Annotated in this window: 24 protein-coding genes and 3 pseudogenes; 12 read left to right on the forward strand and 15 right to left on the reverse strand. The window is 71.0% G+C overall.

The window, feature by feature from the left end; translation table 11 throughout:
* Positions 1 to 3: 3 nt before the first annotated feature.
* Both LNW71_RS10370 and mca read right to left on the reverse strand, forming a co-directional pair.
* Positions 4 to 249, reverse strand: a complete 246-nt coding sequence (locus LNW71_RS10370) for a hypothetical protein (RefSeq protein WP_250967984.1) — start codon at positions 247 to 249, stop codon at positions 4 to 6.
* 1 nt (position 250) lies between these two features.
* Positions 251 to 1132, reverse strand: coding sequence for a mycothiol conjugate amidase Mca (gene mca / locus LNW71_RS10375; protein ID WP_250967985.1), 882 nt, complete (start codon positions 1130 to 1132; stop codon positions 251 to 253).
* Positions 1133 to 1280: 148 nt separating this feature from the next.
* On the opposite strand from mca, the gene LNW71_RS10380 reads away from it, so the two are divergent.
* Together LNW71_RS10380 and greA are read left to right on the forward strand one after the other, a co-directional pair.
* Entirely contained in the window at positions 1281 to 1697 is a 417-nt protein-coding gene (locus LNW71_RS10380; RefSeq protein WP_250967986.1) for a DUF4307 domain-containing protein, read from the forward strand.
* Positions 1698 to 1880: 183 nt separating this feature from the next.
* Positions 1881 to 2378 carry a transcription elongation factor GreA gene (gene greA, locus LNW71_RS10385; RefSeq protein ID WP_250967987.1) on the forward strand — a complete coding sequence of 166 codons (498 nt, stop codon included), beginning with the start codon at positions 1881 to 1883 and terminating at the stop codon, positions 2376 to 2378.
* A gap of 142 nt (positions 2379 to 2520) precedes the next feature.
* Here greA and LNW71_RS10390 read toward each other — a convergent pair whose 3' ends face one another.
* From LNW71_RS10390 to ilvA, 3 genes are all read right to left on the reverse strand, one after another.
* On the reverse strand, positions 2521 to 3372 hold the full coding sequence (locus LNW71_RS10390; protein ID WP_250967988.1) for an ABC transporter permease: 852 nt from the start codon (positions 3370 to 3372) through the stop codon (positions 2521 to 2523).
* Positions 3369 to 4373, reverse strand: a complete 1005-nt coding sequence (locus tag LNW71_RS10395) for an ATP-binding cassette domain-containing protein (RefSeq protein WP_250967989.1) — start codon at positions 4371 to 4373, stop codon at positions 3369 to 3371. The genes LNW71_RS10390 and LNW71_RS10395 overlap by 4 nt, the downstream gene beginning before the upstream one ends.
* A 195-nt stretch (positions 4374 to 4568) precedes the next feature.
* On the reverse strand, positions 4569 to 5798 hold the full coding sequence (gene ilvA / locus LNW71_RS10400) for a threonine ammonia-lyase (RefSeq protein WP_250967990.1): 1230 nt from the start codon (positions 5796 to 5798) through the stop codon (positions 4569 to 4571).
* 156 nt (positions 5799 to 5954) lie between these two features.
* Here ilvA and LNW71_RS10405 point away from each other — a divergent pair, with 156 nt between their 5' ends.
* The 4 genes from LNW71_RS10405 to LNW71_RS10420 all read left to right on the forward strand — a co-directional run bounded on the left by LNW71_RS10405 (position 5955) and on the right by LNW71_RS10420 (position 7626).
* Positions 5955 to 6482 (forward strand): MarR family transcriptional regulator, encoded by a 528-nt coding sequence (locus LNW71_RS10405; protein ID WP_250967991.1) that lies wholly within the window; start codon positions 5955 to 5957, stop codon positions 6480 to 6482.
* Positions 6483 to 6609: 127 nt separating this feature from the next.
* Positions 6610 to 7104, forward strand: a complete 495-nt coding sequence (locus tag LNW71_RS10410; protein WP_250967992.1) for a sigma factor-like helix-turn-helix DNA-binding protein — start codon at positions 6610 to 6612, stop codon at positions 7102 to 7104.
* A complete protein-coding gene (locus LNW71_RS10415) occupies positions 7101 to 7352 on the forward strand; it encodes a hypothetical protein (RefSeq protein WP_250967993.1) in 252 nt (83 codons plus the stop codon). Before LNW71_RS10410 ends, LNW71_RS10415 begins: the two co-directional genes overlap by 4 nt.
* A gap of 82 nt (positions 7353 to 7434) precedes the next feature.
* Entirely contained in the window at positions 7435 to 7626 is a 192-nt protein-coding gene (locus tag LNW71_RS10420) for a DUF1059 domain-containing protein (RefSeq protein WP_250967994.1), read from the forward strand.
* A 114-nt stretch (positions 7627 to 7740) separates the two neighbouring features.
* On the opposite strand, the gene LNW71_RS10425 is transcribed toward LNW71_RS10420, so the two are convergent.
* On the reverse strand, positions 7741 to 8886 hold the full coding sequence (locus tag LNW71_RS10425; protein WP_250967995.1) for a cystathionine gamma-synthase: 1146 nt from the start codon (positions 8884 to 8886) through the stop codon (positions 7741 to 7743).
* A 67-nt stretch (positions 8887 to 8953) separates the two neighbouring features.
* Between LNW71_RS10425 and LNW71_RS10430 the strand changes: the two genes are divergently transcribed.
* The 4 genes from LNW71_RS10430 (at position 8954) to LNW71_RS10440 (ending at position 11547) form a co-directional block, all read left to right on the forward strand.
* Entirely contained in the window at positions 8954 to 10057 is a 1104-nt protein-coding gene (locus tag LNW71_RS10430; RefSeq protein WP_250967996.1) for a hypothetical protein, read from the forward strand.
* 100 nt (positions 10058 to 10157) lie between these two features.
* The gene (locus LNW71_RS36110) at positions 10158 to 10280 is read left to right on the forward strand and encodes a hypothetical protein (protein ID WP_285803289.1); all 123 of its coding nucleotides are present in this window, start codon (positions 10158 to 10160) and stop codon (positions 10278 to 10280) included.
* Between the two features lie 73 nt (positions 10281 to 10353).
* The gene (msrA, locus tag LNW71_RS10435; RefSeq protein WP_250967997.1) at positions 10354 to 11019 is read left to right on the forward strand and encodes a peptide-methionine (S)-S-oxide reductase MsrA; all 666 of its coding nucleotides are present in this window, start codon (positions 10354 to 10356) and stop codon (positions 11017 to 11019) included.
* A 123-nt stretch (positions 11020 to 11142) separates the two neighbouring features.
* Entirely contained in the window at positions 11143 to 11547 is a 405-nt protein-coding gene (locus tag LNW71_RS10440) for a YrdB family protein (protein ID WP_250967998.1), read from the forward strand.
* A gap of 43 nt (positions 11548 to 11590) precedes the next feature.
* Here the strand turns inward: LNW71_RS10440 and gdhA are convergent.
* Both gdhA and LNW71_RS10450 read right to left on the reverse strand, forming a co-directional pair.
* Positions 11591 to 12969, reverse strand: a pseudogene (gene gdhA, locus LNW71_RS10445) (NADP-specific glutamate dehydrogenase).
* A 450-nt stretch (positions 12970 to 13419) separates the two neighbouring features.
* Positions 13420 to 13764 (reverse strand): DUF1330 domain-containing protein, encoded by a 345-nt coding sequence (locus tag LNW71_RS10450; protein ID WP_250967999.1) that lies wholly within the window; start codon positions 13762 to 13764, stop codon positions 13420 to 13422.
* 291 nt (positions 13765 to 14055) lie between these two features.
* Here LNW71_RS10450 and LNW71_RS10455 point away from each other — a divergent pair, with 291 nt between their 5' ends.
* Positions 14056 to 14529: an RDD family protein gene (locus tag LNW71_RS10455; RefSeq protein ID WP_250968000.1), complete on the forward strand. Its 474-nt coding sequence runs from the start codon at positions 14056 to 14058 to the stop codon at positions 14527 to 14529.
* An 86-nt stretch (positions 14530 to 14615) separates the two neighbouring features.
* On the opposite strand, the pseudogene LNW71_RS10460 reads toward LNW71_RS10455, so the two are convergent.
* The 4 genes and pseudogenes from LNW71_RS10460 to LNW71_RS10475 form a co-directional block, all read right to left on the reverse strand.
* Positions 14616 to 15298 (reverse strand): annotated as a pseudogene (locus LNW71_RS10460) (ABC transporter ATP-binding protein).
* A gap of 113 nt (positions 15299 to 15411) precedes the next feature.
* Entirely contained in the window at positions 15412 to 16866 is a 1455-nt protein-coding gene (locus LNW71_RS10465; protein ID WP_250968001.1) for an ABC transporter permease, read from the reverse strand.
* A 178-nt stretch (positions 16867 to 17044) separates the two neighbouring features.
* The gene (locus LNW71_RS10470) at positions 17045 to 18316 is read right to left on the reverse strand and encodes an Ig-like domain-containing protein (protein WP_250968002.1); all 1272 of its coding nucleotides are present in this window, start codon (positions 18314 to 18316) and stop codon (positions 17045 to 17047) included.
* A 283-nt stretch (positions 18317 to 18599) separates the two neighbouring features.
* The gene (locus tag LNW71_RS10475; RefSeq protein ID WP_250968003.1) at positions 18600 to 19025 is read right to left on the reverse strand and encodes a hypothetical protein; all 426 of its coding nucleotides are present in this window, start codon (positions 19023 to 19025) and stop codon (positions 18600 to 18602) included.
* 108 nt (positions 19026 to 19133) lie between these two features.
* On the opposite strand from LNW71_RS10475, the gene LNW71_RS10480 reads away from it, so the two are divergent.
* Positions 19134 to 19415, forward strand: coding sequence for a hypothetical protein (locus LNW71_RS10480; RefSeq protein ID WP_250968004.1), 282 nt, complete (start codon positions 19134 to 19136; stop codon positions 19413 to 19415).
* Between the two features lie 151 nt (positions 19416 to 19566).
* On the opposite strand, the gene hutH is transcribed toward LNW71_RS10480, so the two are convergent.
* The 3 genes and pseudogenes from hutH to LNW71_RS10495 all read right to left on the reverse strand — a co-directional run bounded on the left by hutH (position 19567) and on the right by LNW71_RS10495 (position 23280).
* A complete protein-coding gene (hutH, locus tag LNW71_RS10485) occupies positions 19567 to 21117 on the reverse strand; it encodes a histidine ammonia-lyase (protein WP_250968005.1) in 1551 nt (516 codons plus the stop codon).
* A gap of 79 nt (positions 21118 to 21196) precedes the next feature.
* A pseudogene (locus LNW71_RS10490) lies at positions 21197 to 22382 on the reverse strand (diguanylate cyclase domain-containing protein).
* Between the two features lie 85 nt (positions 22383 to 22467).
* On the reverse strand, positions 22468 to 23280 hold the full coding sequence (locus tag LNW71_RS10495) for an enoyl-CoA hydratase/isomerase family protein (protein ID WP_250968006.1): 813 nt from the start codon (positions 23278 to 23280) through the stop codon (positions 22468 to 22470).
* Between the last annotated feature and the right edge of the window lies 1 nt (position 23281).

Raw genomic sequence — 23281 nt, forward strand, 5'->3', positions numbered from 1 at the left:
CCCCTACTTCCGCTTTGCGGGATCCGAGGCCGAAGCCCCCACCCCCACACCCTCCGCGTCGCCGGACGCCTCCGGCGCCTCCTCGAAGTCGACCCTCCCCATGTGCCGGTTCATCGACTTCATCAGCAGCCACACGCCCACGGCCAGCGCCGCGAACACGATGAAGCCGAGGACCCCGGGGGTCACCTTGTTCTTGTCCAGTTCCTCGGCGAGCGGAACGAGGTGCGTCATTGCCTGAGTCGCGTACATATCAGGCATTGTCGCGGATGCCCGCGAAGAGGTCGCTCTCGGGGAGGGAGGTATCGACGAGGGACTTCGCCAGCTCGTACTCCTCGGTCGGCCAGACGTCCCGCTGGATGTCCATCGGAACCCGGAACCAGCCGCCCTCCGGATCGATCTGCGTCGCGTGCGCGATCAGCGCCTTGTCGCGGATCTCGAAGAAGTCCGCGCACGGAACATGCGTGGTCAGCGTGCGTTCGGCGCGCTCGAACTCCTTCCAGCGCTCCAGCCAGTCCCCGTACGGCGACTCCATGCCGCGGGCCAGCAGCGCCTCGTGCAGGGCGACGGTGCGCGGCTTGTTGAAGCCCTGGTTGTAGTAGAGCTTCTGCGGCGCCCAGGCCGGTCCGAACTCCGCCTCGGGGAACCGCGCGGTGTCCGCGGCGCCGTCGAAGGCGATCATCGAGATCGTGTGGGTCATGATGTGGTCGGGGTGCGGGTAGCCCCCGTTCTCGTCGTACGTGGTGATGACCTGCGGCCGGAACGCGCGGATCTTCGCGACGAGACGACCCGCCGCCGTCTCCTCGTCCTCCAGCGCGAAGCAGCCGTCGGGCAGCGGCGGCAGGGGGTCGCCCTCGGGCAGTCCGGAGTCGACGAAGCCGAGCCACTCCTGCTTGACGCCCAGGATCTCCCGGGCCTCGTCCATCTCCTTGCGGCGCACCTCGTGGATGTTCTCCTCGATGTACGCGTCGCCCTGGAGTTTCGGGTTGAGGATGGAGCCGCGCTCGCCTCCCGTGCAGGTCACTACCAGCACATCCACCCCCTCGGACACGTACTTGGCCATGGTGGCCGCGCCCTTGCTCGACTCGTCGTCGGGGTGGGCGTGCACGGCCATCAGTCGAAGCTGCTCAGTCAAGACTCGATCCTCAGTGATTCGTCGCCATCAGGTTGCCGTCCCGCAGGGACGTCGGTGTGGGGTGGCGGTCGGGTGGCGGGTGGAGGCTTCTATAGTGACCGAACCGGGGGCGGAAAATTCCTCGATCCCCGGCACGGGAGGAACGATCATGGCTGCGGTGCGCGAAGCGCCCCCCGAGAACCGCTACGGCCCCTCCGCGGACCAGCGCGCGGACCGCAAACTGAGGGTCATCGGCTCGGTGCTCGGCGTCGCCCTGCTCGGCGTGATCGGCTGGATCGGCTACGACTACGTGGCCGGCCAGGGCATCAGCGCCGAGGTGATCAAGTTCAAGGTCGTCTCGGACGACCGGGTCGAGGTGCACCTGGAGGTCCGCAAGGACCGGGACGCCAAGGGCTACTGCACGATCCGCTCGCAGCGCGAGGACGGCACGGACGTGGCCCGCAAGGACTTCCGGTTCGACGAGAACACCGACCGGATCGACCGGATCCTCTCGCTGCGTACGACGTCCAGGGCGACCAGCGCCGAGCTGCTGGGGTGCACGGACGACGGCGGGGCGTCGCGTTGACCGCCGCACGCACGTCCTGACCAGTACTTAGCGCCGCTGACCTGCGGATAGACAGTGTCAGGCGTTTACCTTCTCCCCCTTTTCCTGCGGAATTGTTAGGCTCGTGGTTTCGCCCACCCGTGGAAGCGCATGCTTCCGGGTAGGGCGATGCTTTGTATTCCCAGTACCGACGAGGAGCACCCTGTGACCCAGACCAGCGAAAACGTCACCTGGCTCACGCAGGAGGCGTACAACCAGCTCAAGGCCGAGCTGGAGTACCTGTCTGGTCCCGCGCGCACGGAGATCGCCGTCAAGATCGCGGCGGCCCGTGAGGAGGGGGACCTGCGCGAGAACGGCGGGTACCACGCGGCCAAGGAGGAGCAGGGCAAGATGGAGCTCCGGGTGCGCCAGCTGACCCAGCTCCTGGAGCACGCGAAGGTCGGCGAGGCGCCGGCCGACGACGGTGTGGTCGAGCCCGGCATGGTCGTGACGATCGCCTTCGACGGCGATGACGACGACACGACGACCTTCCTCCTGGCCTCCCGCGAGTACGCGAGCTCGGACATCGAGACGTACTCCCCGCAGTCCCCGCTCGGCGTGGGCGTGAGCGGCAAGAAGATGGGCGAGACCGCGGACTACGAGCTGCCGAACGGCAAGATCGCCACGGTCAAGATCCTTTCGGCGAAGCCGTACTCCGGCTGATCGATCCGCACGCCTGACGAGACAGCGGGAGAGCCCCGGCCGCGGACGGCCGGGGCTCTCCCCGTACTCGGACACTCCTTCTGCGCCCGTACGCTCGCGCCCGGTGCTCGGACGCTCCCCTCGGGCGCTCCTCACGCCGCGCTCAGACGGCGACGGAGCGGTACTTGCGCACCGCCAGGGTCCGGAAGACCACGACGATCACCACGGACCAGATCAGCGAGGCCCACACGGAGTGCTGCATCGGCCAGGCGTCGGACGTCGACACGCCGGGGTTGCCGAAGAGCACCCGGCACGCCTGGACGGTCGCACTGAACGGGTTCCAGTCGGCGATCGGCTGGAGCCAGCCCGCCATCTGGCTGGAGTCCACGAAGGCGTTGGAAATGAACGTCACCGGGAACAGCCAGATCAGCCCGCCCGAGGTGGCCGCCTCCGGGGTGCGGACGGAAAGGCCGATCAGCGCGCCGATCCACGAGAACGCGTATCCGAGCAGGAGGAGCAGCCCGAACGCGCCCAGCGCCTTGGGGACGCCCTCGTGGATGCGCCAGCCGACGAGCAGGGCGACGATCGTGAGCACCAGCACGGTGAGCATCGTCTGGACGAGGTCGGCCAGCGTGCGGCCGGTGAGCACCGCTCCTCGTGCCATGGGCAGCGAACGGAACCGGTCGACGAGCCCCTTGTGCATGTCGTCGGCGATCCCGGCGCCCGCCCCGGCCGTGGCGAAAGTGACGGTCTGCGCGAAGATCCCGGCCATCAGGAAGTTCCGGTAGACGACGGGGTCCGTCGAGCCGCCGATGTTCATGGAGCCACCGAACACGTAGCTGAACAGCACCACGAACATGATCGGCTGGATCAGTCCGAAGAGGACCACTTCGGGAATCCGGCTCATGCGGATCAGGTTCCGCCTGGCGATGACCAGCGAGTCGCGGACGGACTGGCCGATGCCGCCGCCGGACCGGGGGGCGGGGGCGGTGGTCGGTTCGGTGAGGGCGCTCACTTGTGTGCCTCCGTCTCGGCGGCGGGCTGTCCGTCCGTCCCGTTCTCGTCGTTCTTCGCCGCTTCGGCGGCGTGGCCGGTGAGGGAGATGAACACCTCGTCGAGGGTGGGGCGGCGCAGCCCGATGTCGTCGATCTCGACCCCGCGGGCGTCGAGGTCACGGATGACCTCGGCGAGGAGCTTGGCGCCGCCGTCGACCGGGACGGTCAGTTTGCGCATGTGCGGGACGACGGCGACCTCGCCCTTGCCCAGGTGCGCGAGAACGTCGCGGGCCGGGCCGATCTCGTCCGGCTGGTGCACGACGACCTCGACGCGCTCGCCACCGGTGCGGGCCTTGAGCTGGTCGGAGGTGCCGCGGGCGATGACCAGTCCGTGGTCGATCACGCAGATGTCGTGGGCGAGGTGGTCCGCCTCCTCCAGGTACTGCGTGGTGAGCAGCAGCGTCGTACCGCCGGCGACGAGCTCCTCGATGACCTCCCAGAGCTGTTGCCGGTTGCGCGGGTCGAGGCCGGTGGTCGGCTCGTCCATGAACATGACCGGCGGGGAGACGACGAGTGCCGCCGCCAGATCGAGGCGGCGGCGCATCCCGCCGGAGTACGTCTTGGCCGTGCGGTCGGCGGCGTCGGCGAGGTTGAACCGCTCCAGCAGCTCCCCCGCCCGGACCTTCGCGTCGCGTCGGCTCATCTGGTAGAGCTGCCCGACCATCTGCAGGTTCTCGCGGCCGGTCAGGTACTCGTCGACGGCGGCGAACTGCCCGGAGAGCCCGATCGAGCGCCGGACCTCGTTGGGGTTCTTCAGCACGTCGATGCCCGCGACCCGGGCGCTGCCGCTGTCGGGCATCAGCAGCGTCGTGAGGACGCGTACAGCGGTCGTCTTGCCGGCACCGTTGGGGCCGAGAAGTCCGAGGACGGTGCCTTCCGGCACATCGAGATCGACACCGCCGAGTGCTCGTACATCGCCGAAGGTCTTCACCAGACCTTCGGCGTAAATGGCGCCTGGCATACCGCATTCCCCCCGTGCGTTCGGTGGCTTCCTCACAGATCCTAGATTTGCCCGTCTTCCCCCGCCCGGCGAACACACGGGACGAACCCGTGTACGCCCTGGGCCCGGACTCCGGCACAGTAACGCGATACATCGCGATACACAAGGCTCGGCTCCGGGTCGGCACAGGGCCCCGCACGGGCCCGCACGGTCGGGTCAGTTCATCACCTGGTAGCCCGCCTCGCGCAGCGCCGCGGCGACCTCCTCGCAGTGCTCCGGGCCCTTCGTCTCCAGGTGCAGCTCCACCTCCGCCTCGGTGAGACCGAGCCGGGGGTCGGTGCGCACATGGCTCACGTCCCGGACGTTGGCGTCGGCCACCGAGAGCACGCCGAGCAGCGTGGCCAGCGCGCCGGGGCGGTCCGTCAGCCGCAGCCGCAGGCTCAGGTAGCGGCCGGCCGCCGCCATGCCGTGGGTCAGGATGCGCTGCATGAGCAGCGGGTCCACGTTGCCGCCGGAGAGCAGCGCCACCACGGGCCCGCGGAACGACTTCGGGTCGCTCAACAGAGCGGCCACCGGGCTCGCCCCGGCCGGCTCCACGACCATCTTCGCCCGCTCCAGGCAGAGCAGCAGCGCGCTGGACAGCTCGTCCTCGGAGACCGTACGGACCTCGTCGACCAGCTCCCGGACCAGGCCGAACGGCACGTCGCCGGGCCGCCCCACCTTGATCCCGTCCGCCATCGTCTGCAGCGAGCCGATCGACACCGGGTGGCCGGCGGCCAGCGAGGGCGGGTAGCAGGCGGCGCCCGCCGCCTGCACACCGACGATCCGCACGTCGGGCCGGATCGCCTTCACCGCCACCGCGATCCCCGCGGCGAGCCCGCCGCCGCCGATGCCGACGACGATGGTGCGCACCTCGGGGCACTGCTCCAGGATCTCCAGGCCCACCGTGCCCTGCCCGGCGATGATGTCCGGGTGGTCGAAGGGGTGGATGAAGACCGCGCCCGTCTCGTGCGCGTACTCCTGCGCCGCGGCCAGCGTCTCGTCGACGACCTGGCCGTGCAGCCGCACCTGCGCCCCGTACTCACGCGTGGCGGCGACCTTCGGCAGTGGCGCCCCGACCGGCATGAAGACCGTCGACCGTACGCCGAGCAGCGCAGACGCGAGTGCGACACCCTGCGCATGGTTCCCGGCGCTGGCGGCCACGACACCGGCCGCGCGTTCCACCGGGGAGAGTCCCGCGATCCGTACGTAGGCGCCCCGCAGTTTGAACGAACCGGTCCGCTGCAGGTTCTCGCACTTGAACTGGACGGGCGCGCCCACGAGCTCGGTCAGATGGCGGCTGCCCTCCATCGCCGTGACCCGGGAAACGCCGGAGAGCATCTTCTGCGCGCCCCTGATGTCATCGAGGATCAGCGGGGGAAAACGGCCGGACAGCGGGAAGTTCATACCGCAAGTCTTGCAGCTGAAAGGGGGTGCGGCCGCCGCAGACGGTCCCGTCCTGCGTCGATGTCCGCAGGTTTGTGCAGCACTGGTACGCGTTGCCCCGGGGCCGCGTACTCTGTCCCCCACCCATCCGACACCGCACGAAGAGAGCCCCCGGCCATGCCCCCTCAGGACATGACGAAAGCTGCGTCTCCCTCCGGGGGCGCCACCCCGGAAAACCCGGGTCCCGACCACCTTCTCGACGCTCTGCAGCACCAGGTGGCGGTATTCGCCCGCCGTGCCGAGCAGACCCGCCTCGGCGGCGTCGGCCAGGTACGCAATTCCATGGACCGGGCCGCGTATCTGCTGCTCAACCGGCTGGACCGGGAAGGCCCCATGGGCGTCAAGGCGCTGGCCGCGGGAATGGGGATCGACTCCTCGACCGTGACCCGGCAGGTCGCACCGCTCGTGGACACCGGCCTGGTCAAGCGCACCTCGCATCCGGAGGACGGTCGCGCGGTCGTCCTGCAGCTGTCCCCGCGCGGCCAGGCCCGGCTGGACGAGGTCCGGGCCTCGCGGCGCGAGTTGATGTCGCAGGTGACGGGCGAGTGGGACGAGGAGGAGCGGGACACCTTCTGCACGCTGCTCACCCGCTTCAACGCGGCACTGGCCGCCCGGCAGGCCGCGCACCAGCCGCCGGCGGGCTGAGGACCGCCCCGCTGTCCCCGGCGGGCGCACGCCGACAGCCGCGACCCTCGCGGCGTGCCCGCACCTCGCCCGGACCGGCCGGGCCCCAGGTCTTGACCCGGGGCCCGCGGAGCGCTCGGATGACAGGGTGCGAGAGCGCCAGGCGGGCCGAGAGCGGCGCCGCGCCCAGGAGTTCGAGGCCTTCGTGGCGGGCGCGGCAGGCCGGCTGCTGCACACCGCCACACTCCTCACCGCGGAACCCGTCCGTCCGCCCGGGGCCAACGAGCGCGCACGGCGACTGCTGACGGCAGCGCTGGCCCGTACGTACGCGGAGTGGGACCGGCTGCACGGCGAGGATCCGTACAACCGCACCCGGCAGGAGCTGGCCACCCGGTTCGCCCGGGAGGCCTGGCGCCACCACCGGCCGTGCGGCGGACTGCTGGAGCGGCTGACCCCGCAGGAACGGCTGGTCCTGGTGCTGCGGCTGTACGAAGGTGTCCCCGAGGAACAGACCGCCGCGCTGCTCGGACTGCCCGTGGACCGGATCCGCGCCATCTGCAACCGTTCGGTGGCCACGATGCGCGGCACCCGCGAACCCACCTTCCGACAGCGTCCCGCCCCGCCGCTGGGGGCCGCGCCATGAGCGGCATCGGCCGCAAGGAGGACGAGGTCAGGCGGATGCTGGAGGGCCCGCATCCGCAGGTGCCGGCCGACCTCGCGGAGCGGGCGGCGGAGCGCGGCGGCCGGATGCTGCGCAGACAGCGGGCCGTGCGCGCGCTGGGACTGCTGGTGCTGATCGCCGCGATGGCGGCGTTCACGGTGTGGGCGGTGACGGTCCAGCCCTGGCAGGTACCGCCGGCCGAGACGACCCCACCGCTGGGCGGCTGGTAGGCGCAGGCCGTGCGGGCCTGCGCGGATCTATCCTGGAGGTGTGCGTCATGCGCGCCAGGGGGCACCGGCCGAGGAGGCTGCCATGACCAGGAAAGTCGCTGACTGTCGCAAGTATCCGAGCGAGTCGAACTGCTCGCTGACCATCTCCGGCGAGGAGGACGAGGTCGTGCGTGCCGCAGCCGAGCACGCGGCCTCCGTCCACGAGCACACCGACAGCCCCGAGCTGCGGGAGCAGCTGCGCGGCATGCTGGAGGACGAGAAGGCCACCGTCTGAGACGGCCGGCCGCACCGGGACGGAGCCGGTTTACCGGCCCCGTCCCAGGAATGCGCCCGGGTGCCCGGCATGAGCCGAACGAGAGGTCCTGGCCGAGCGCCTGCGTCAGAAGCCCTAGCCGAGCGCCTGCGTCAGATCGGCCAGCAGGTCGTCGCCGTTCTCGATGCCGACGGAGAGCCTGACCAGGTCGGCGGGGACCTCCAGCGGCGAACCGGCGGCCGAGGCGTGCGTCATCCGGCCGGGGTGCTCCAGCAGCGACTCGACGCCGCCGAGGGACTCTCCGAGCGTGAAGAGCTTCGCCCGGTTGCAGACCGCCACCGCGGCCTCCTCGCCGCCCGCGACCCGGAAGGACACCATCCCGCCGAACGCCTTCATCTGCTTGGCGGCGACCTCGTGCCCCGGGTGCTCGGGCAGTCCCGGGTACAGGACCTGGGTGACCCGGGGGTGCCGGGTCAGCAGGTCGGCGACCTTGGTGGCGTTCTCGGTGTGCCGGTCCATCCGGACCGCCAGGGTCTTGATGCCGCGCAGCACCAGCCAGGCGTCGAAGGGCCCGGCCACCGCTCCCATCGCGTTCTGGTGGTACGCCAACTCCTCGGAGAGGTCCGGGTCGTTGACGACCAGGGCGCCGCCGACGACGTCCGAGTGGCCGCCCATGTACTTGGTGGTGGAGTGCACCACCACATCGGCGCCCAGGGCGAGGGGCTGCTGGAGGTAGGGACTGGCGAAGGTGTTGTCGACGACCAGCCGCGCACCCGCCGTGCGGGCGACGTCGGCGATGGCCGCGATGTCGGTGATGCCGAGCAGCGGGTTGGAGGGTGTCTCCACCCAGATCGCCTTGGTGCGCGGGGTGATCGCGGCCCGTACCGCCGCCACGTCCGAGGTGTCGGCGACCGAGAACTCCACGCCCCAGCGCGAGGCGACCTTCGCGAACAGCCGGAACGTGCCGCCGTAGGCGTCGTTCGGGATGACCACGTGGTCGCCGGGCGTCAGCAGCGTACGGAGCAGGCAGTCCTCGGCGGCAAGACCGGACGCGAAGGCCAGTCCGCGGCGGCCGCCCTCAAGTGCCGCCAGGTTCTCCTCCAGGGCGGTACGCGTCGGGTTGGCGCTGCGGCTGTACTCGTAGCCGCCGCGCAGTCCGCCGACGCCGTCCTGCTTGTACGTGGACACCTGGTAAATGGGCGGAACAACAGCGCCGGTGAGGGGGTCGGCGGTGTTTCCCGCGTGGATCGCGAGAGTCTCGAAGCTGTGCTGGTCGCTCATGAGGTCCGAGCGTAGTTCGTCGCGAGGGTGCGCACGGAGCACCGGGCCGTCCGGGGACAATGGGGGCATGGAGATTCTCTGGTTCCTGCTCGCGCTGTGCATGCTCGCCGCGGTCGTCGGCCCCTTCGTGCTGCGCCGTCGCGGCGGTATCCGTCAGGTGGCGCCCGGTTCCCCCGACGCCGCCGACCCGGACACCTACGGCTTCCTGCGCCAGGAGGAGCTGGACGTCCGGATGCCGGGCCCCGACCAGGACCTCCTGGACGTACTCGATGTCGTCCAGGCCACCCAGGAGTGGCGGGCCGCCTCGCAGCTGCTGTCCGGGACGCCGAAGGAGGGCGAGGTGCGGTGGCAGCGGGTACAGGCGTTCGCCGGCGCCGCCTCGCTGGAGCTGGCGCAGCGGCCGGGTGTCGGCGGGGCGTGGCTGCGCAAGTGGCGGGCCGAGTCGCCGAAGGACGCGGGCGGTGCGGCCGTGCACGCCGAGTTCCTGGTCCAGCAGGCGTGGCGGTCCTCCACGGCGGGCACGGACGACTTCCGGATCATCCTGGAGGAGGCCCGAACGGTCGTCGGCGAGGCGGCGCTGCTGGCCCCGGGCGATCCCGTGCCGTATCTGGTGGAGCTGGCCGCCGCCCGTGGACTCGGATACTCGCACGAGGAGTTCGACCAGCTCTGGGCGAAGATCATCGACCGGGCGCCGGCGCACATGGGCGCCCACATCGCGGCGCTGCACTTCTGGTGCGAGAAGTGGCACGGCTCCCGGGAGGAGGCCGACCGCTTCGCCACCGCGGCGGCCGCCCGCGCCCCGCAGGGGTCCCTGCTGGCCGCGCTGCCGCTCTTCGCGGTGTACGAGCATCTGCCCGAGGTCAATCTGGTGCAGGGCTTCTACCGGAGCCTGGTGGTGACCAAGGCGGTCGAGGGCGCCCTGTTCGCGGTCCACGCGGCCCGCGCCGACGACCCGATGCTCGCGCACGTCCGCCATCTCCTGGTGCTGTTCCTGGTCCGGATGGAGCGGTGGTCGGAGGCGATGAACCAGTTCGTCCACATCGACGGCCACATCGGCGCCCTGCCGTGGACGGAGAGCCCCGACCCGGCCGCCGAGTACACCCTGCACCGGGCCCTGGCGGTGGCCGGCTACGAGGCGAACGGCGGCAGCCCGGCGACGCTGCTGCGGTAGCGGGCCGGGCTCGCGGAACCGCCGGCGCGCGCCGGTGTGCGACCGTGGATGCCGTACGTCCGACGCACGGACCGACCGAACGATGGGACCGGTACTCCTCGTGGCACGACTGATACCCCTGATCCTGATCGGCCTCGGCCTCTACTTCTGGTTCAAGGCCCGCAAGCGGGCCGCCGCCTACGTGGAGGCCACCGAGTCCGAGGACGGCACGCCCCGCCCCTGACGGGAGGGGAGGAATCCACGGGGGTCCCGGTGCGTTGTACGGACAGCACGCCGACCCCAGGAGGAGCCCCCGCATGTTCCTGCACCGCCGTACCCCGCAGCTCCCCACTCAGGAGGAGGCCCTGCGCGGCCGCCCCACCCCGGAATTCACCGTCCCGTCCCGCCACACGGTCCTGGGCAACGCCCTGCTGGGCCCGTACCCGGAGGGCCTGGAGGTCGCGGACTTCGCGATGGGCTGTTTCTGGGGCGCCGAACGCAAGTTCTGGCAGACGGACGGCGTCTGGACGACGCTCGTCGGCTACCAGGGCGGATACACGGAGAACCCCGCGTACGAAGAGGTCTGCTCGGGCCTGACCGGCCACACGGAGGCGGTCCGCGTCGTCTACGACCCCAGGACCGTCACGTACCCCGAGCTGCTGAAGGTCTTCTGGGAGTCCCACGACCCGACCCAGGGCTTCCGCCAGGGCAACGACGTGGGCACGCAGTACCGCTCGGCGATCTACACCCACTCCCCCGAGCAGGCAGCGGCCGTCAAGGCCTCCCGCGAGGCCTACCAGAAGGTCCTCACCGGCTCCGGCTACGGCGAGATCAGCACGGAGATCCTCCCGGCGGAGGGCCGCACGTTCTGGCCCGCGGAAGCGGCGCACCAGCAGTACCTGGACAAGAACCCGGCCGGCTACTGCGGAATCGGCGGCACGGGCGTCTCGTGCCCGATCGGCGTGGCCCGCGCGGACGGCTGAGCGGGGCGGGACAGCGCGCTCAGATCCCGCAGCCGCGCAGCTGATCCACGGATCCTTCCTTCCACCCCCGCACCACCCCAAGGGCGGTACGCTCGCGGCGACTTGGACAGCGAGGGGTGGGCAATGAAGCGGGACGAACGCGCGGACGCAGCGGCGATCCGTTCCCTCACCGGGCGTCCCTGGTGGGGCGCGAACGAACTGTTGGCGTTCGTACTGGAGCTGGCCGCGCTCGCCTGTCTGTGCTGGTGGGGTTCGACCGCCGGGGACGGCCTGGCCGTCCACCTGCTGCTGGGCATCGGGTTGCCGGCGGTCGCCATCGCCCTGTGGGGGACCTTCGCCGCACCTCGCGCCCGGATCCGGCTGCCGCTGGCGGGTGTGCTCGTGGTGAAGGCCGTGGTGCTGGGCGGGGGTGCCTTCGGGCTGTACCAGGTGGGGCATCCGGTGGCGGCCGTGGTGCTGGCCGTCGTGATGGTCCTGAACACCGCGCTGGCGGAGATCTTCCGGCACCGGCCGCCGGCCGAGACCTGACGGCCCCCGCCCCAGGTCCGGGGCGGGGCCGGTCACGTTCGGGTCAGATCAGCCCCTGGGCCAGCATCGCGTCCGCGACCAGTTCGAAGCCGGCGATGTTGGCGCCGGCGACGTAGTTGCCGGGGCTGCCGTAGCGCTCCGCCGTGGTGTAGCAGGAGTCGTGGATGTGGCGCATGATCTCCGCGAGGCGCACCTCCGTGTGGGCGAACGTCCACGAGTCGCGCGAGGCGTTCTGCTGCATCTCCAGGGCGCTGGTGGCCACGCCGCCCGCGTTGGCCGCCTTGCCGGGGGCGAAGGCCACACCCGCGTCCTGGAAGACCCGGACGGCCTCGGGGTGGTGGGCATGTTGGCGCCCTCGGCGACCGCCTTCACGCCGTTGCGCACCAGAGTCAGTGCGTCGGTCTCGTGGAGTTCGTTCTGCGTGGCGCAGGGCAGTGCCACATCGCAGTCGACGTTCCAGACACCGGTGCCGGGTACGAACACGGCCTGCCCGGCGCGGCGTTCCGCGTACTCGGAGACGCGGCCGCGGCCGGCCTCCTTGATCTCCTTGAGCAGGGCGAGGTCGATGCCCTTCTCGTCCACGACGTAGCCGTCGGAGTCGGAGCAGGTCACCACAGTGGCGCCGAGCTGCTGAGCCTTCTCGATCGCGTAGATCGCGACGTTGCCCGAGCCCGAGACGGCGATGCGCTGGCCGTCGAGGGATTCGCCGCGGCTGCGGAGCATCTCGGCGGTGAACAGGACGCACCCGTAGCCGGTCGCCTCCGTGCGCGCCTGCGCGCCGCCCCAGCCGAGGCCCTTGCCGGTGAGCACGCCGGACTCGAAGCGGTTGGTGATCCGCTTGTACTGGCCGAAGAGGTAGCCGATCTCGCGGCCGCCCACCCCGATGTCACCGGCCGGGACGTCGGTGTACTCGCCCAGGTGACGGTGGAGTTCGGTCATGAACGACTGGCAGAACCGCATGATCTCGGCGTCCGAGCGGCCCTTCGGGTCGAAGTCCGCGCCGCCCTTGCCGCCGCCGATGGGCATGCCGGTGAGGGCGTTCTTGAAGATCTGCTCGAAGCCGAGGAACTTCACGATGCCGAGGTTGACCGAGGGATGGAAGCGCAGGCCGCCCTTGTACGGGCCGAGCGAGCTGGAGAACTCGACCCGGAAACCGCGGTTGACGTGGATGTCGCCCGAGTCGTCCGACCACGGCACCCGGAAGATGAGCTGGCGCTCCGGCTCGCAAATGCGCTCGATGATCCGGGCATCCACGAACTCCGGCCGCTGGGCCAGCACCGGGCCGAGCGTTTCCAGCACCTCCCGTACCGCCTGGTGGAACTCCTTCTCGCCCTGGTTGCGGCGGAGGATCTCCGCGTACAGCGGCTCGATGACGCGGTTCTCGACGGCGTGCGGGGTGGCGGAGTCAGGAGTGGCCGGCATCTGATCAAGACCTTCCGTGGTCGGCTCGAACGCGAAGGCGCCCCCGTCCCGAGGGGCACCAGGTCCCTCCCCGTTGAGGGTGTCGCCCAGACATCACGCAGAACGCGCTCACGAAAGCGACGACGTACAGGACCGTTGTGGCGTACCGAGTCTCCCAGTGGGACGGAAGAACCCTCCAGGGGCATCCACATGGTGAATGCCGCCCGGCGTGAGAACGACGGCCCCGGGAGCCTTGCCGCGGGGAAGTTCCGGGTGGGAACGGCTGGTTGGTCCACTCGCGGACTCCCCGACGTGGCGAACCTCACAGCACCCCGGAGGTCGTTGTGAGGCCGGGGCGCCGCCTCAGGACGCGTGCGGGCGGGGCAACATCCACAGGCCCGCGGCCGGCCCCAGCGCGGCCACTCCCGGCATCGCCCTCAGGCACTGGCCCCGAAGCCGTGGTGCAGCCGGCTACACCACCGCGGCGCGCAGGGCGGCCGCGGTCGCCCTGGGGTCGTAGCCCGGCGCGACGCCGTCCACGAGCACCACGGCGCCCGCAATGTTCCGGGTCCGCAGCGGGGCCAGCTTCCGGTAGTCGGGCGAGGCGTACCAGGCACGGGCGGCCTCGATGTCGGGGAACTCCAGAACGACGATGGCACCGGGCCACTCGCCCTCCAGGACCTCGTGCTGGGCGACGTGGACCAGGAACCGGCCCCCGAACGGATCCATCGTCGACTGCATGCCGTCGATGTAGTCGATCACCTCGCTGTTGGGCGGTCCTTCGGGCTGCAGGTGAGCGATTGCGTACGCGGTCATGTTCTCGTCCTCCGGTCGTCCCGCTGCTGGTGGACACCATGCTGCCGGAGGCGGCGGGGAGCGTCGATTACCCGCGAGGTAAGCGCCGTGCGCGGACCGGGTACGCGGTGACAGGTAATCAGACATGATGCCGTCATGAAGACATCACGGGGGACCCACAGGGCCCACGGGCCTTACGGGCCAACGCCGTTGACCGGAAGTCCGTCGCCCGGGTACGGACCGGCGAGACCCCCGCAGATACCCGGCCGGGCGGGGCGGCCCGGACATCGCACGCCACCTCGGGCCGGGGAGATGCGCCGCTATCTCGCCGTGGGGCTCGACTGCTACCTCTGCCTGGTCACCGCCGGGTTACTCGTCCGGCCGCACGTGGACTCCCCGTCCCGTCCCGGGGCCGTCGTCCTGCTGCTCGGGCCGGTGCTCGTTCTCTCGTTCCTCAACCAGGTGGTACTCACCGCGCTCGTCGGCGGCAGCGCGGGCAAACTGATCATGGGCATACGGGTGGTGAGCCTGCCGGACGCCGGAAGGCCGGCACCCGGGCAGCTGGTGCGGCGCTGGCTGCACGGTCTGTGCTGGCTGCCGCTGCAGCCCTGGTACGGGCTGCGCGCCCACCTCGCCCGCCCCGACGGTGTGGCCGGTCCGGCCCCGCGGGGCTGCGAGGAGGGCGACCCGTACGCGGAGCCTTACGCCGACCCGGCCGGACTGCGCCAGGTCCGCCGAAGCGATCTCGCGGCCCACCGCCGGGCCGCCGCCCGACGGGCGCTCTGAGCCCGGGGTCCCGGCCCGAGGCCGCCGCCGTCCGCCGGCCCGTGACGTGGGACCCCGTACGGCGACGGCACCTGTGCGCGGACGGGTCAGGCCGCCGCGTTCTCCGTGATGGTGACCTTGCCCTTGCGGATGGTCGCCAGCCGCGGGCCCTGCGGGCGATCGCGCTGTCGTGGGTGACCATGATGAAGGTCAGGCCGTGCTCCTTCCACATGGTCTCCAGCACCTCCATGATCTCGTCGCGCATGGACTCGTCGAGGTTGCCGGTGGGTTCGTCGGCGAGCAGCACCTTGGGCTGCTTGACCAGGGCCCTGGCGATCGCCACCCGCTGCTGCTGACCGCCGGACATCTCGCCGGGCAGATGGCCGAGCCGCTCGCCGAGACCGACCGAGTCCAGCGCCTCGGCGGCCCGTCTGCGCCGCTGTGCCGCCTTGCCGCCGAGCGGGACGAGAGCCGTCTCGACGTTCTCCTGAGCGGTGAGCGTCGGGATGAGGTTGAAGCTCTGGAAGACGAAGCCGATGTTCTCCGCACGCACCTTGGTGAGCTTGGCCTCGCTGAGCTTCGCCAGGTCCACCCCGTCGAGTTCGACGCTGCCGGCCGTGGGGCGGTCCAGGCCGCCGAGCATCTGCAGCAGCGTGGACTTGCCGCCGCCGGTGGGTCCCTGGATGACCAGGCGGCCGCCGTCCTCGATGGTCAGATCGACGCCGGCGAGCGCGTGGACGGTGGACTTGCCGCGCGTGTAGCGCTTGGTGACGCCTTGAAGCGTGTACATGGGTCAGCTCCTGCTGGACGGTGATCGCGGGTCCCGGCGAACACCTTGCGGATCGCGGGTCGCTGCGGGACGGGGCAGGGGCACCCGGTCGCCGGGGCCCCATGACGGCTGGACTACTCGACGCGGCGCAGCGCGTCCGCGGGGCGCAGCCGGGAGGCGCGCCAGCCGCCGAAGGCGCCCGCGATCAGTCCGCCCGCCACGGCCAGGCCGACGGCGATCAGGATGATCGAGAGGGAGACGGGTGCGGTCAGCGCGATGTCGAGGGCCTTGGAGGCGGTCTGCCGGCCGGGGCCGCCCATCATTCCGCCGCGCATTCCGCCGCCGGCGCCGCCCGAGGAGCCGAGCTGCGCCGTGAGTGTGGGGCTGACCGCGGTGACGGCGTACGCGCCGCCGAGGCCGACCGCGATGCCGAGGACGCCGCCCATCAGGCCGTTGACGAGGGCCTCGCCGACGACCTGGCGGGTGACCCGGCCGCTCTTCCAGCCGAGCGCCTTGAGCGTGCCGAACTCCCGCACCCGGCGGCTGACGGCGGAGGAGGTGAGCAGGCCCGCTACCAGGAAGGCGGCGATCAGCACGGCGATGGAGAGCCACTTGCCGACGCTGGAGGCCAGGTCGGACGCCGTGGACAGGGAGCCGGAGACCGTGTCGGCCAGGTCGGCGGAGGTGGTGACCGTGGTGCCCGTGATGTTCTTCTGGATCGTGGCCTTGACGCCGTCGATCTGCTGCGAGTCCGCGGCCTTGACGTAGACCGTGGTGACCTTGTCCTTCGCGTCGGCGAGGGTCTGCGCCTGCTTGAGCGGGATGTAGAGGTTGGCGGCCGCGTCGCCACTGTCGGCCGTCGAGACGCCGACGATGGTGAACTCGGTGCCGTGGACAGTCACCGTCTTGCCGACCGAGAGCTTCTTCTCCTTGGCGTACGCGGCGTCGACGACGGCCACCTTGCCGTTGGTCTCGGTGCTCTTGAACGTCCGCCCCGCGGTGATCTTCGAGGAGGTCAGCGGGCCCAGGTCCTGCTTGGTGACGTCGGTGCCGTACACCGTGTAGGAGTTGACGTCGAAGGAGGCGCCGCCGCCCCTGACCTCGCCCTGCGGCTGGCCGCTGCCTCCGGGGCCGCCGCGGCCGCCCTGGGCCGTGCCGCCCTCCTGCTTGAACTCACCGCGCTTGAACTGCCCGTCCACCTTCATGACGGTCATGCTCAGTCCGCCGACGGCGTCGGCGACGCCGCTCTGCTTGTCCACCTTGTCGACCGTGGTGGAGGCCAGCGTCTGGAAGCCCTGGACCATGACCCGGTCCGTGCTCTGCGTCGAGTCGTCGCCGCTGTCCTTGGCGTCGAAGTCGAACCTGGGCCGCTGCGTGCCGGAACCCGGAGCCGCGGCGGCCTTGGTGACGGTCATGTCGGTACCGAGGCCGTACAGCGATTCCAGGACCTTGTCCTGGGCCTTGCTCATGCCCGAGGAGACCGAGCTGACGATGATGACCAGCGCAATGCCGAGGGCGAGCCCCGAGGCGACGACGAGCGCCGCCTTTCTGCGGCGGCGCAGCTCGCGCCGGAGGTAGGTGAAGAACATGGCGCGAGGTTATGGACCGCTTGTGATGGTGGGTTAAGGCCACCATGAGAGACCCATGAGAACGCCGAAGGCGGCGGCGCCGGGATCCGTGCGGATCCGGTGCCGCCGCCTGGCGTACGGGACTTGGGGCCGGTGGCGGGTCCACCCCTGGTGAGGGGACCCGGTACGCCGGATCAGGTCAGGCCACGGAACCCGCGGTCCACTCGGCCCAGCTCATGTTCCAGCCGTTGAGTCCGTTGTCGGGCTTGATGGTCTTGTCCGGGGAGTTCTTGATGACGACCACGTCACCGACGATGGAGTTGTCGTAGAACCAGGCGGCGGGCTGGTTGGGATCGCCCGCACCCTTCGTGTCGGAGAGACCGACGCAGCCGTGGCTGGTGTTGGCGCTGCCGAAGATCGACTTGGCGCCCCAGTAGTTGCCGTGGATGAAGGTGCCCGACGTGGACAGCCGCATGGCGTGCGGCACGTCCTTGATGTCGTACTCGCCCTTGCCGTCGTCATCGGTGAAGCCGACCGTGGAGCCGTCCATCCGGGTCTCCTTGAACTTCTCGGAGATCACCATCTGGCCGTTGTAGGTCGGGTTGTCCGACGAACCGGCGGAGATCGGGATGGTCTTGATCGTCTTCCCGTTCTGGGTGACGGTCATCGTGTGCGTCTTGGCGTCCACGGTGGAGACCTGGTTGCGGCCGACCTTGAAGGTGACCGTCTTCTGCTGCACGCCGTAGACGCCGTCCGCGCCTTCGACGCCGTCCAGCGCCAGCTTCAGCGTGACGGTGGAGCCGCCCTGCCAGTAGTCCTCGGGGCGCAGGTCCAGGCGCTGCGAGTTGAACCAGTGGCCGGCGACCTGCTGGCCGCTGCTGGACGTGACCTTGATGCCGTCCAGGACGGCCTTCTTGTCCGTGATCGCCTTGTTGAAGTTGATCGAGACGGGCATGCCGACGCCGACGGTGGAGCCGTCCTCGGGGGTGAAGTTCCCGATGAAGCTGTTGGCGGGCGACACGGTGGTGAAGGAGGAGTTCTCGTGCGCCTCGCGGCCCTTCGAGTCCTGCGCCGTCGCGTTGATCTTGTACGTGGTCGAGCGCGCCAGCTGGGCGTCCGGCTTCCAGGTGGTGCCGTCGGCGGAGAGGGTGCCCTTGACGGCCTCTCCGGCCGCCGTGGTCATCGTGACGACCGTCAGCTTGCCCTTGGCGACGGTGACCTTGGCGTCGTTGTTGATGCTCGCGTTGGTAGCGCCGTTCTTCGGCGAGATCGCTATCTGCGCCTCGGAGGCCTCCTCGGCCGCCGCCTTGTCGACCTCGGCCGCCTGTGACTTCTTCGAGCTGTCGGGGCTAGGGCCGCCCTGGGCGTCGCCGTCGCTGCAGGCCGAAAGCACCAGCACGCCGCCGAGCAGTGCGGACGCGGCCATGAGGCCCCTGCGCCGCTTGCTGTCCGTCATCACACGCTTCTCCATCGTTGCCGAAATCCCCAAAAACCCCGAGCTAGGCCGTTGACCGGCGATACCCGTCAATACTCCAAGAACACCCCGAATGGGTCCCTCGTTCCACATCTGCGGGAGATGTGGGGAACACCACTCATCGACGCGGTGGTTCCTGTGGTGGTTCCTGTGGTCCACCACGTGGGTGCCGCCGGCGTCCGACCCGGTTTACAGCAGGTTCACGACCCGGTCCACCGGCTGTGTCGCGCACACCGGCCCCGGCCCGCCGGGAGCGGGCCGGGGCCGGTGTCTCCACCTGCTAGGCCCGCCGCTCCGTACTGCCGTCGTCGTCGTTCTCCTCCCCATTGTGCGGGACGCCGGCGCCGCCTTCGTCGCCGTCGTCCTCCTCGTACTCCTCGTCGTCGCCGTCATCGAGGTCCCATCCGTCCGGGTCCTCCGGGTCGTAGTCGACGATCTCGCTGCTCCAGGAGGCCTGGGTCAGCTCGACCCCGGGAACCTCACTGACCAGGTCGAACGGGTCGATCAGCGAGGCGAGGGCCTCCGCGCCGTCTTCCCGGACGGCGGTCTCGGCATGCGTACGTTCTTCGGCGGACTCGCCACCGGGCTCCCCGTACTCCGCCGCGAGGCTCTCCAGGGCGGTCCCGCTCAGGGCGTCGGCGTCCGTGATCTCCAACACCATTTCGACCCGAAGGCGTACATAACGTGATGACTCAGAAGTGCTCATATGCCGGAGCGTAAACTCCCGCCCGCCGCGGCTTTCCTACGACCCGCTGCTTTCACTAGCATCGGCGCGCAGGCCTAACTCACGGCTGTCACAAGGGGAATCGATTCTGTGGCCATCACCCGCCGCCCGCTCCTGACCGCCACCGCTGCGGGAACGCTGCTGTGCGCCCTCTGGTTCGTCCCCTCCGCCCATGCGACCGGCGATACGGGCACCGGCCCCGGCCGGACGTCCGCCACCGGCGGGACCGGCGCGGACGGCACGACGCTCGCCGACACCGGGACGGGGATCGACACGACCCCGTATCTGATCGGCGGCACGGCGTTCCTGGGCATCGGGGCGGCCTTCGTCACCCACTCCGGCCGCCGCGGCGGCCGCCACCCGGCGCAGTGACGCAGCCGGGGGCGGCCACCAGGAATGCTCCGGTGGCCGCCCCCGGCTGCGAGAACGAAAGCCTCCAGGGTCTTTCGTTTGGATCAGGCCGACAACGCCGCGAGGTGCGGCGCCAGGGCACGCGAGCCCGGCATGATCCAGACGGGAGGCCCTAAGCCAGCGTCCCCGTCACCGGCTCCACGGCCGCGACCAGCTTCCCCGCCCGCACGAAGGCGTCCGCGGCGGCCAGGTCGGGCGACAGGAAGCGGTCCGGGCCCGGACCCTCCACGCCCGCCGCCCGCAGCGCCTCGACGGCGGCCAGCGACGCGGGCGCCGGGGTCAGCCCCTGTGCGGCGCGCAGCTCGATCGCGCGGGTCGCCGCGTACAGCTCGACGGCGACGATCCGCGCGAGGTTCTCGACAGCGGTACGGAGCTTGCGCGCGGCCGACCAGCCCATCGAGACGTGGTCCTCCTGCATCGCGGAGGACGGGATCGAGTCCGCCGACGCCGGGACGGCGAGCCGCTTCATCTCGCTGACCAGCGCGGCCTGGGTGTACTGGGCGATCATCAGGCCGGAGTCGACACCCGCGTCGTCCGCGAGGAACGGCGGCAGCCCGTGCGAACGGTTCTTGTCCAGCAGCCGGTCGGTCCGGCGCTCGGTGATCGAACCGAGGTCGGCGGCGACGATCGCCAGGAAGTCCAGGACGTACGCGACCGGGGCGCCGTGGAAGTTGCCGTTGGACTCGACCCGGCCGTCGGCCAGCACCACCGGGTTGTCCACGGCGGCGGCCAGTTCGCGGTCGGCGACGAGACGGGCGTGGGCGAGGGTGTCGCGGCCGGCTCCGGCGACCTGCGGGGCGCAGCGCACGGAGTAGGCGTCCTGGACCCGGGGCGCGTCGTCCTGGTGGTGGCCCGTGAGGCCCGAACCGGCGAGCACCCGCAGCATGTTGTCGGCGCTGGCGCCCTGGCCGGGGTGCGGGCGGATGGCGTGCAGCTCGGGGGCGAGGACCCTGTCCGTGCCGAGCAGCGCCTCCAGGGAGAGGGCCGCGGTGATGTCGGCCGAGGTGTAGAGGTTCTGCAGGTCGGCGATGGCCATCACGAGCATGCCGAGCATGCCGTCGGTGCCGTTGAGGAGGGCGAGGCCCTCCTTCTCGCGCAGCTCGACCGGCGTGATGCCGTGGGCGGCGAGGAGCTCGCCCGCGGGGCGCACGGTGCCGTCGGGGCCCTCCGCGTCGCCCTCGCCCATCAGGGTCAGGGCGCAGTGCGAGAGCGGCGCCAGGTCGCCGGAGCAGCCGAGCGAACCGTACTCGTGAACGACGGGTGTGATCCCGGCGTTGAGGACGTCGGCCATGGTCTGCGCGATCTCGGGCCGTACGCCGGTGTGCCCGGAGGCGACCGTCTTCAGCCGCAGGAACATCAGCGCCCGGACGACCTCGCGCTCGACCCGCGGGCCCATCCCGGCGGCGTGCGAGCGGACGATGTTGCGCTGGAGCCTGGCGCGGAGGTCCGGGCTGATGTGGCGGCTGGCCAGCGCGCCGAATCCGGTGGAGACGCCGTAGACCGGCTCGGGCTTGGCGGCGAGCGCGTCGATGACCTCACGGGCGGCGGCGAGGGCGCTCACGGCCGCCGCGGAGAGTTCGACACGGGCGTTGCCGCGGGCCACGGCGATGACGTCCTGAGCAGTGGTACCGGACGTCCCCACCACGACTGTATGCATATCCATATTCAGAATCGTACGGACTGAATCCCTTCATGTCACTAGTGGTCGCCCGGTTGACCCCTTACCGATCCGGTCACGCGCCTCAGGGACTGTTGCCGCGCAGCCGGCGACGGTCGTGGGCGGATTTCGGCGGGGAGTCGGCCAGCCGGATCACCTCGCCGTCGCGCCCGGCCACCACGGGCCGCACCGAGCGGGCCGCCTTCGCCCGGTACTGGGCCGCGTCCGCGAGCCGGAACAGCCGCCGCGCCGAGACCACCGGCCCGATCGGGTCGCCGGTCGAGGCGATCCCGCAGGCGACCCCGTTGCCGAACTCCAGCTCGGCCGACCGCTCACAGAGCTCGGTGGCCACCGCGATCACCTCGTCCGCCCCGGGCCCCAGAGCCAGCAGGCAGAACTCGTCCCCGCCGAGCCTGGCCGAAAGGGCGCCGGGCAGTATGGCGCCGCATCGGGACAGCACCGAGCCGAAACGTTCCAGCAGACGGTCGCCGACCGCGTGGCCGTGGGTGTCGTTGACCCGCTTCAGACCGTTCAGGTCACAGACGACCAGGCTCACCACCGATCCGTCCGCCCGGTGGCGCTCCACCGCCTCGTCCAGCCGCATGTCGACGGCGCGCCGGTTGGCGAGGCCGGTCAGCGGGTCGGTGAAGGCCAGTTTGCGCACCTCCTCCAGACGCTCGGTCTGGGAGATCCCGGCGGCCACGACGGCGGCCAGCACGGTGGCGAAGTCCGCGTCCCGCCGCCCGAACACCGGCTCCCCCACCGGACGCGCCACATAGAGCTCGCCCCAGGCCCGTCCGTGCAGCACGATCGGCGCGACCACGCAGCAGCCGCGCCCCCGCCGGCGCAGGGCCGCCACCCGCTGGTGGCAGTAACCGGGCCCGTAACCGTGCGTACCCGCCACCTCGGCCCGCGCGCCTCACCCGCGGGCTCCGGCTCCACCGGGCCCGCGGCGGTCTCCACCCAGGCGTCCGGCTCACCACCCCGGCCCAGCGCTCATGGAGGAATTCGGTGATCTCCGGGAACTGGTGCACCGGATACACCTCCTCGTCGGGGAACTCCTCCTCCCCCTCGGCCCGCAGGCCCGCGTTCACCAGGACCCGCAGCCGCCCGCGCCCGCGCTCCCAGACCGACAGCGCGGCGAAGCTGCCGCCCAGCGCCTCGCAGGCCCCCAGCGCGGCCGCTCGCCAGCACCCCCGCGGGGTGGGCGCCGCCGCCATCGCCTGCGCAAGCGAAACCACGGCCCGCAGCCGCGCATCATCACCACCCATCGCTCCAGCTTATGTAGATATGCGATGTTTTGATCAGTTCGCAGTCCGGTTCATGCCCATTGCCGCACCGAACGGTCACCCTGCGTCACTCGCCGGGCCAGTTCGGCTTCCGCTTCTCGTTGAACGCGGCCACGCCCTCCGCCCGGTCGCCGGAGAAGGCCACCGACCGCCACGCGGAGTCCTCCACCTCCAGGCCCGCCCGCAGATCGAGCCCGTGCCCGAGCCGCAGCGCCCGCTTGGCCGCCCGCAGCCCCACCGGCGAGTTGGCCGCGATCCGGCCGGCGAGCGCCAGCGCCTCGGTCCGGTCCTCACCCTCCGCCACCAGTTCGTCGACCAGGCCCAGCTCCCGGGCCTCGGCCGCCTCCACCCGGCGCGCCGTGAAGATCAGCTCGGCGGCGCGCGCCGCCCCGATCCGGCGCGGCAGCAGCTGGGTGCCGCCGCCGCCCGGGATGACGCCGACCGAGACCTCGGGCAGGCCCACCAGTGCGGTCCGGTCGGCGACGATCAGGTCGCAGGACAGGGCCAGCTCGAATCCGCCGCCGAGCGCGAAGCCGTGCACCGCCGCGACCGTCGGCATCGGCAGTTCGAGCACACCGGTGTAGGCGGCGCGTGCGGTGGGCCGCTGGCGCACCAGCTCGGCATCGGTGAAGGAGTTCCGCTCCTTGAGGTCCGCGCCCACGCAGAAGGCCCGCTCGTGACTGGAGGTGAGGACGGTGACCCGTACCTCCGGATCGGCGGCGAGAGCGGCGCAGGCGGCGCCGATCGAGCGGGCCATGTCCGTGGACACCGCGTTCATGGCCCGCGGCCGGTCGAGCACCAGCTCGGCGACGTGCTCCAGGCCCTCGTGACTCCGTACGACGACGAATTCCCCGAACCGCTGCTCGGACGTGACGGTCATG

It is taken from the genome of Streptomyces sp. RKAG290, from assembly GCF_023701695.1.
In the GTDB taxonomy this organism is placed as follows: domain Bacteria; phylum Actinomycetota; class Actinomycetes; order Streptomycetales; family Streptomycetaceae; genus Streptomyces.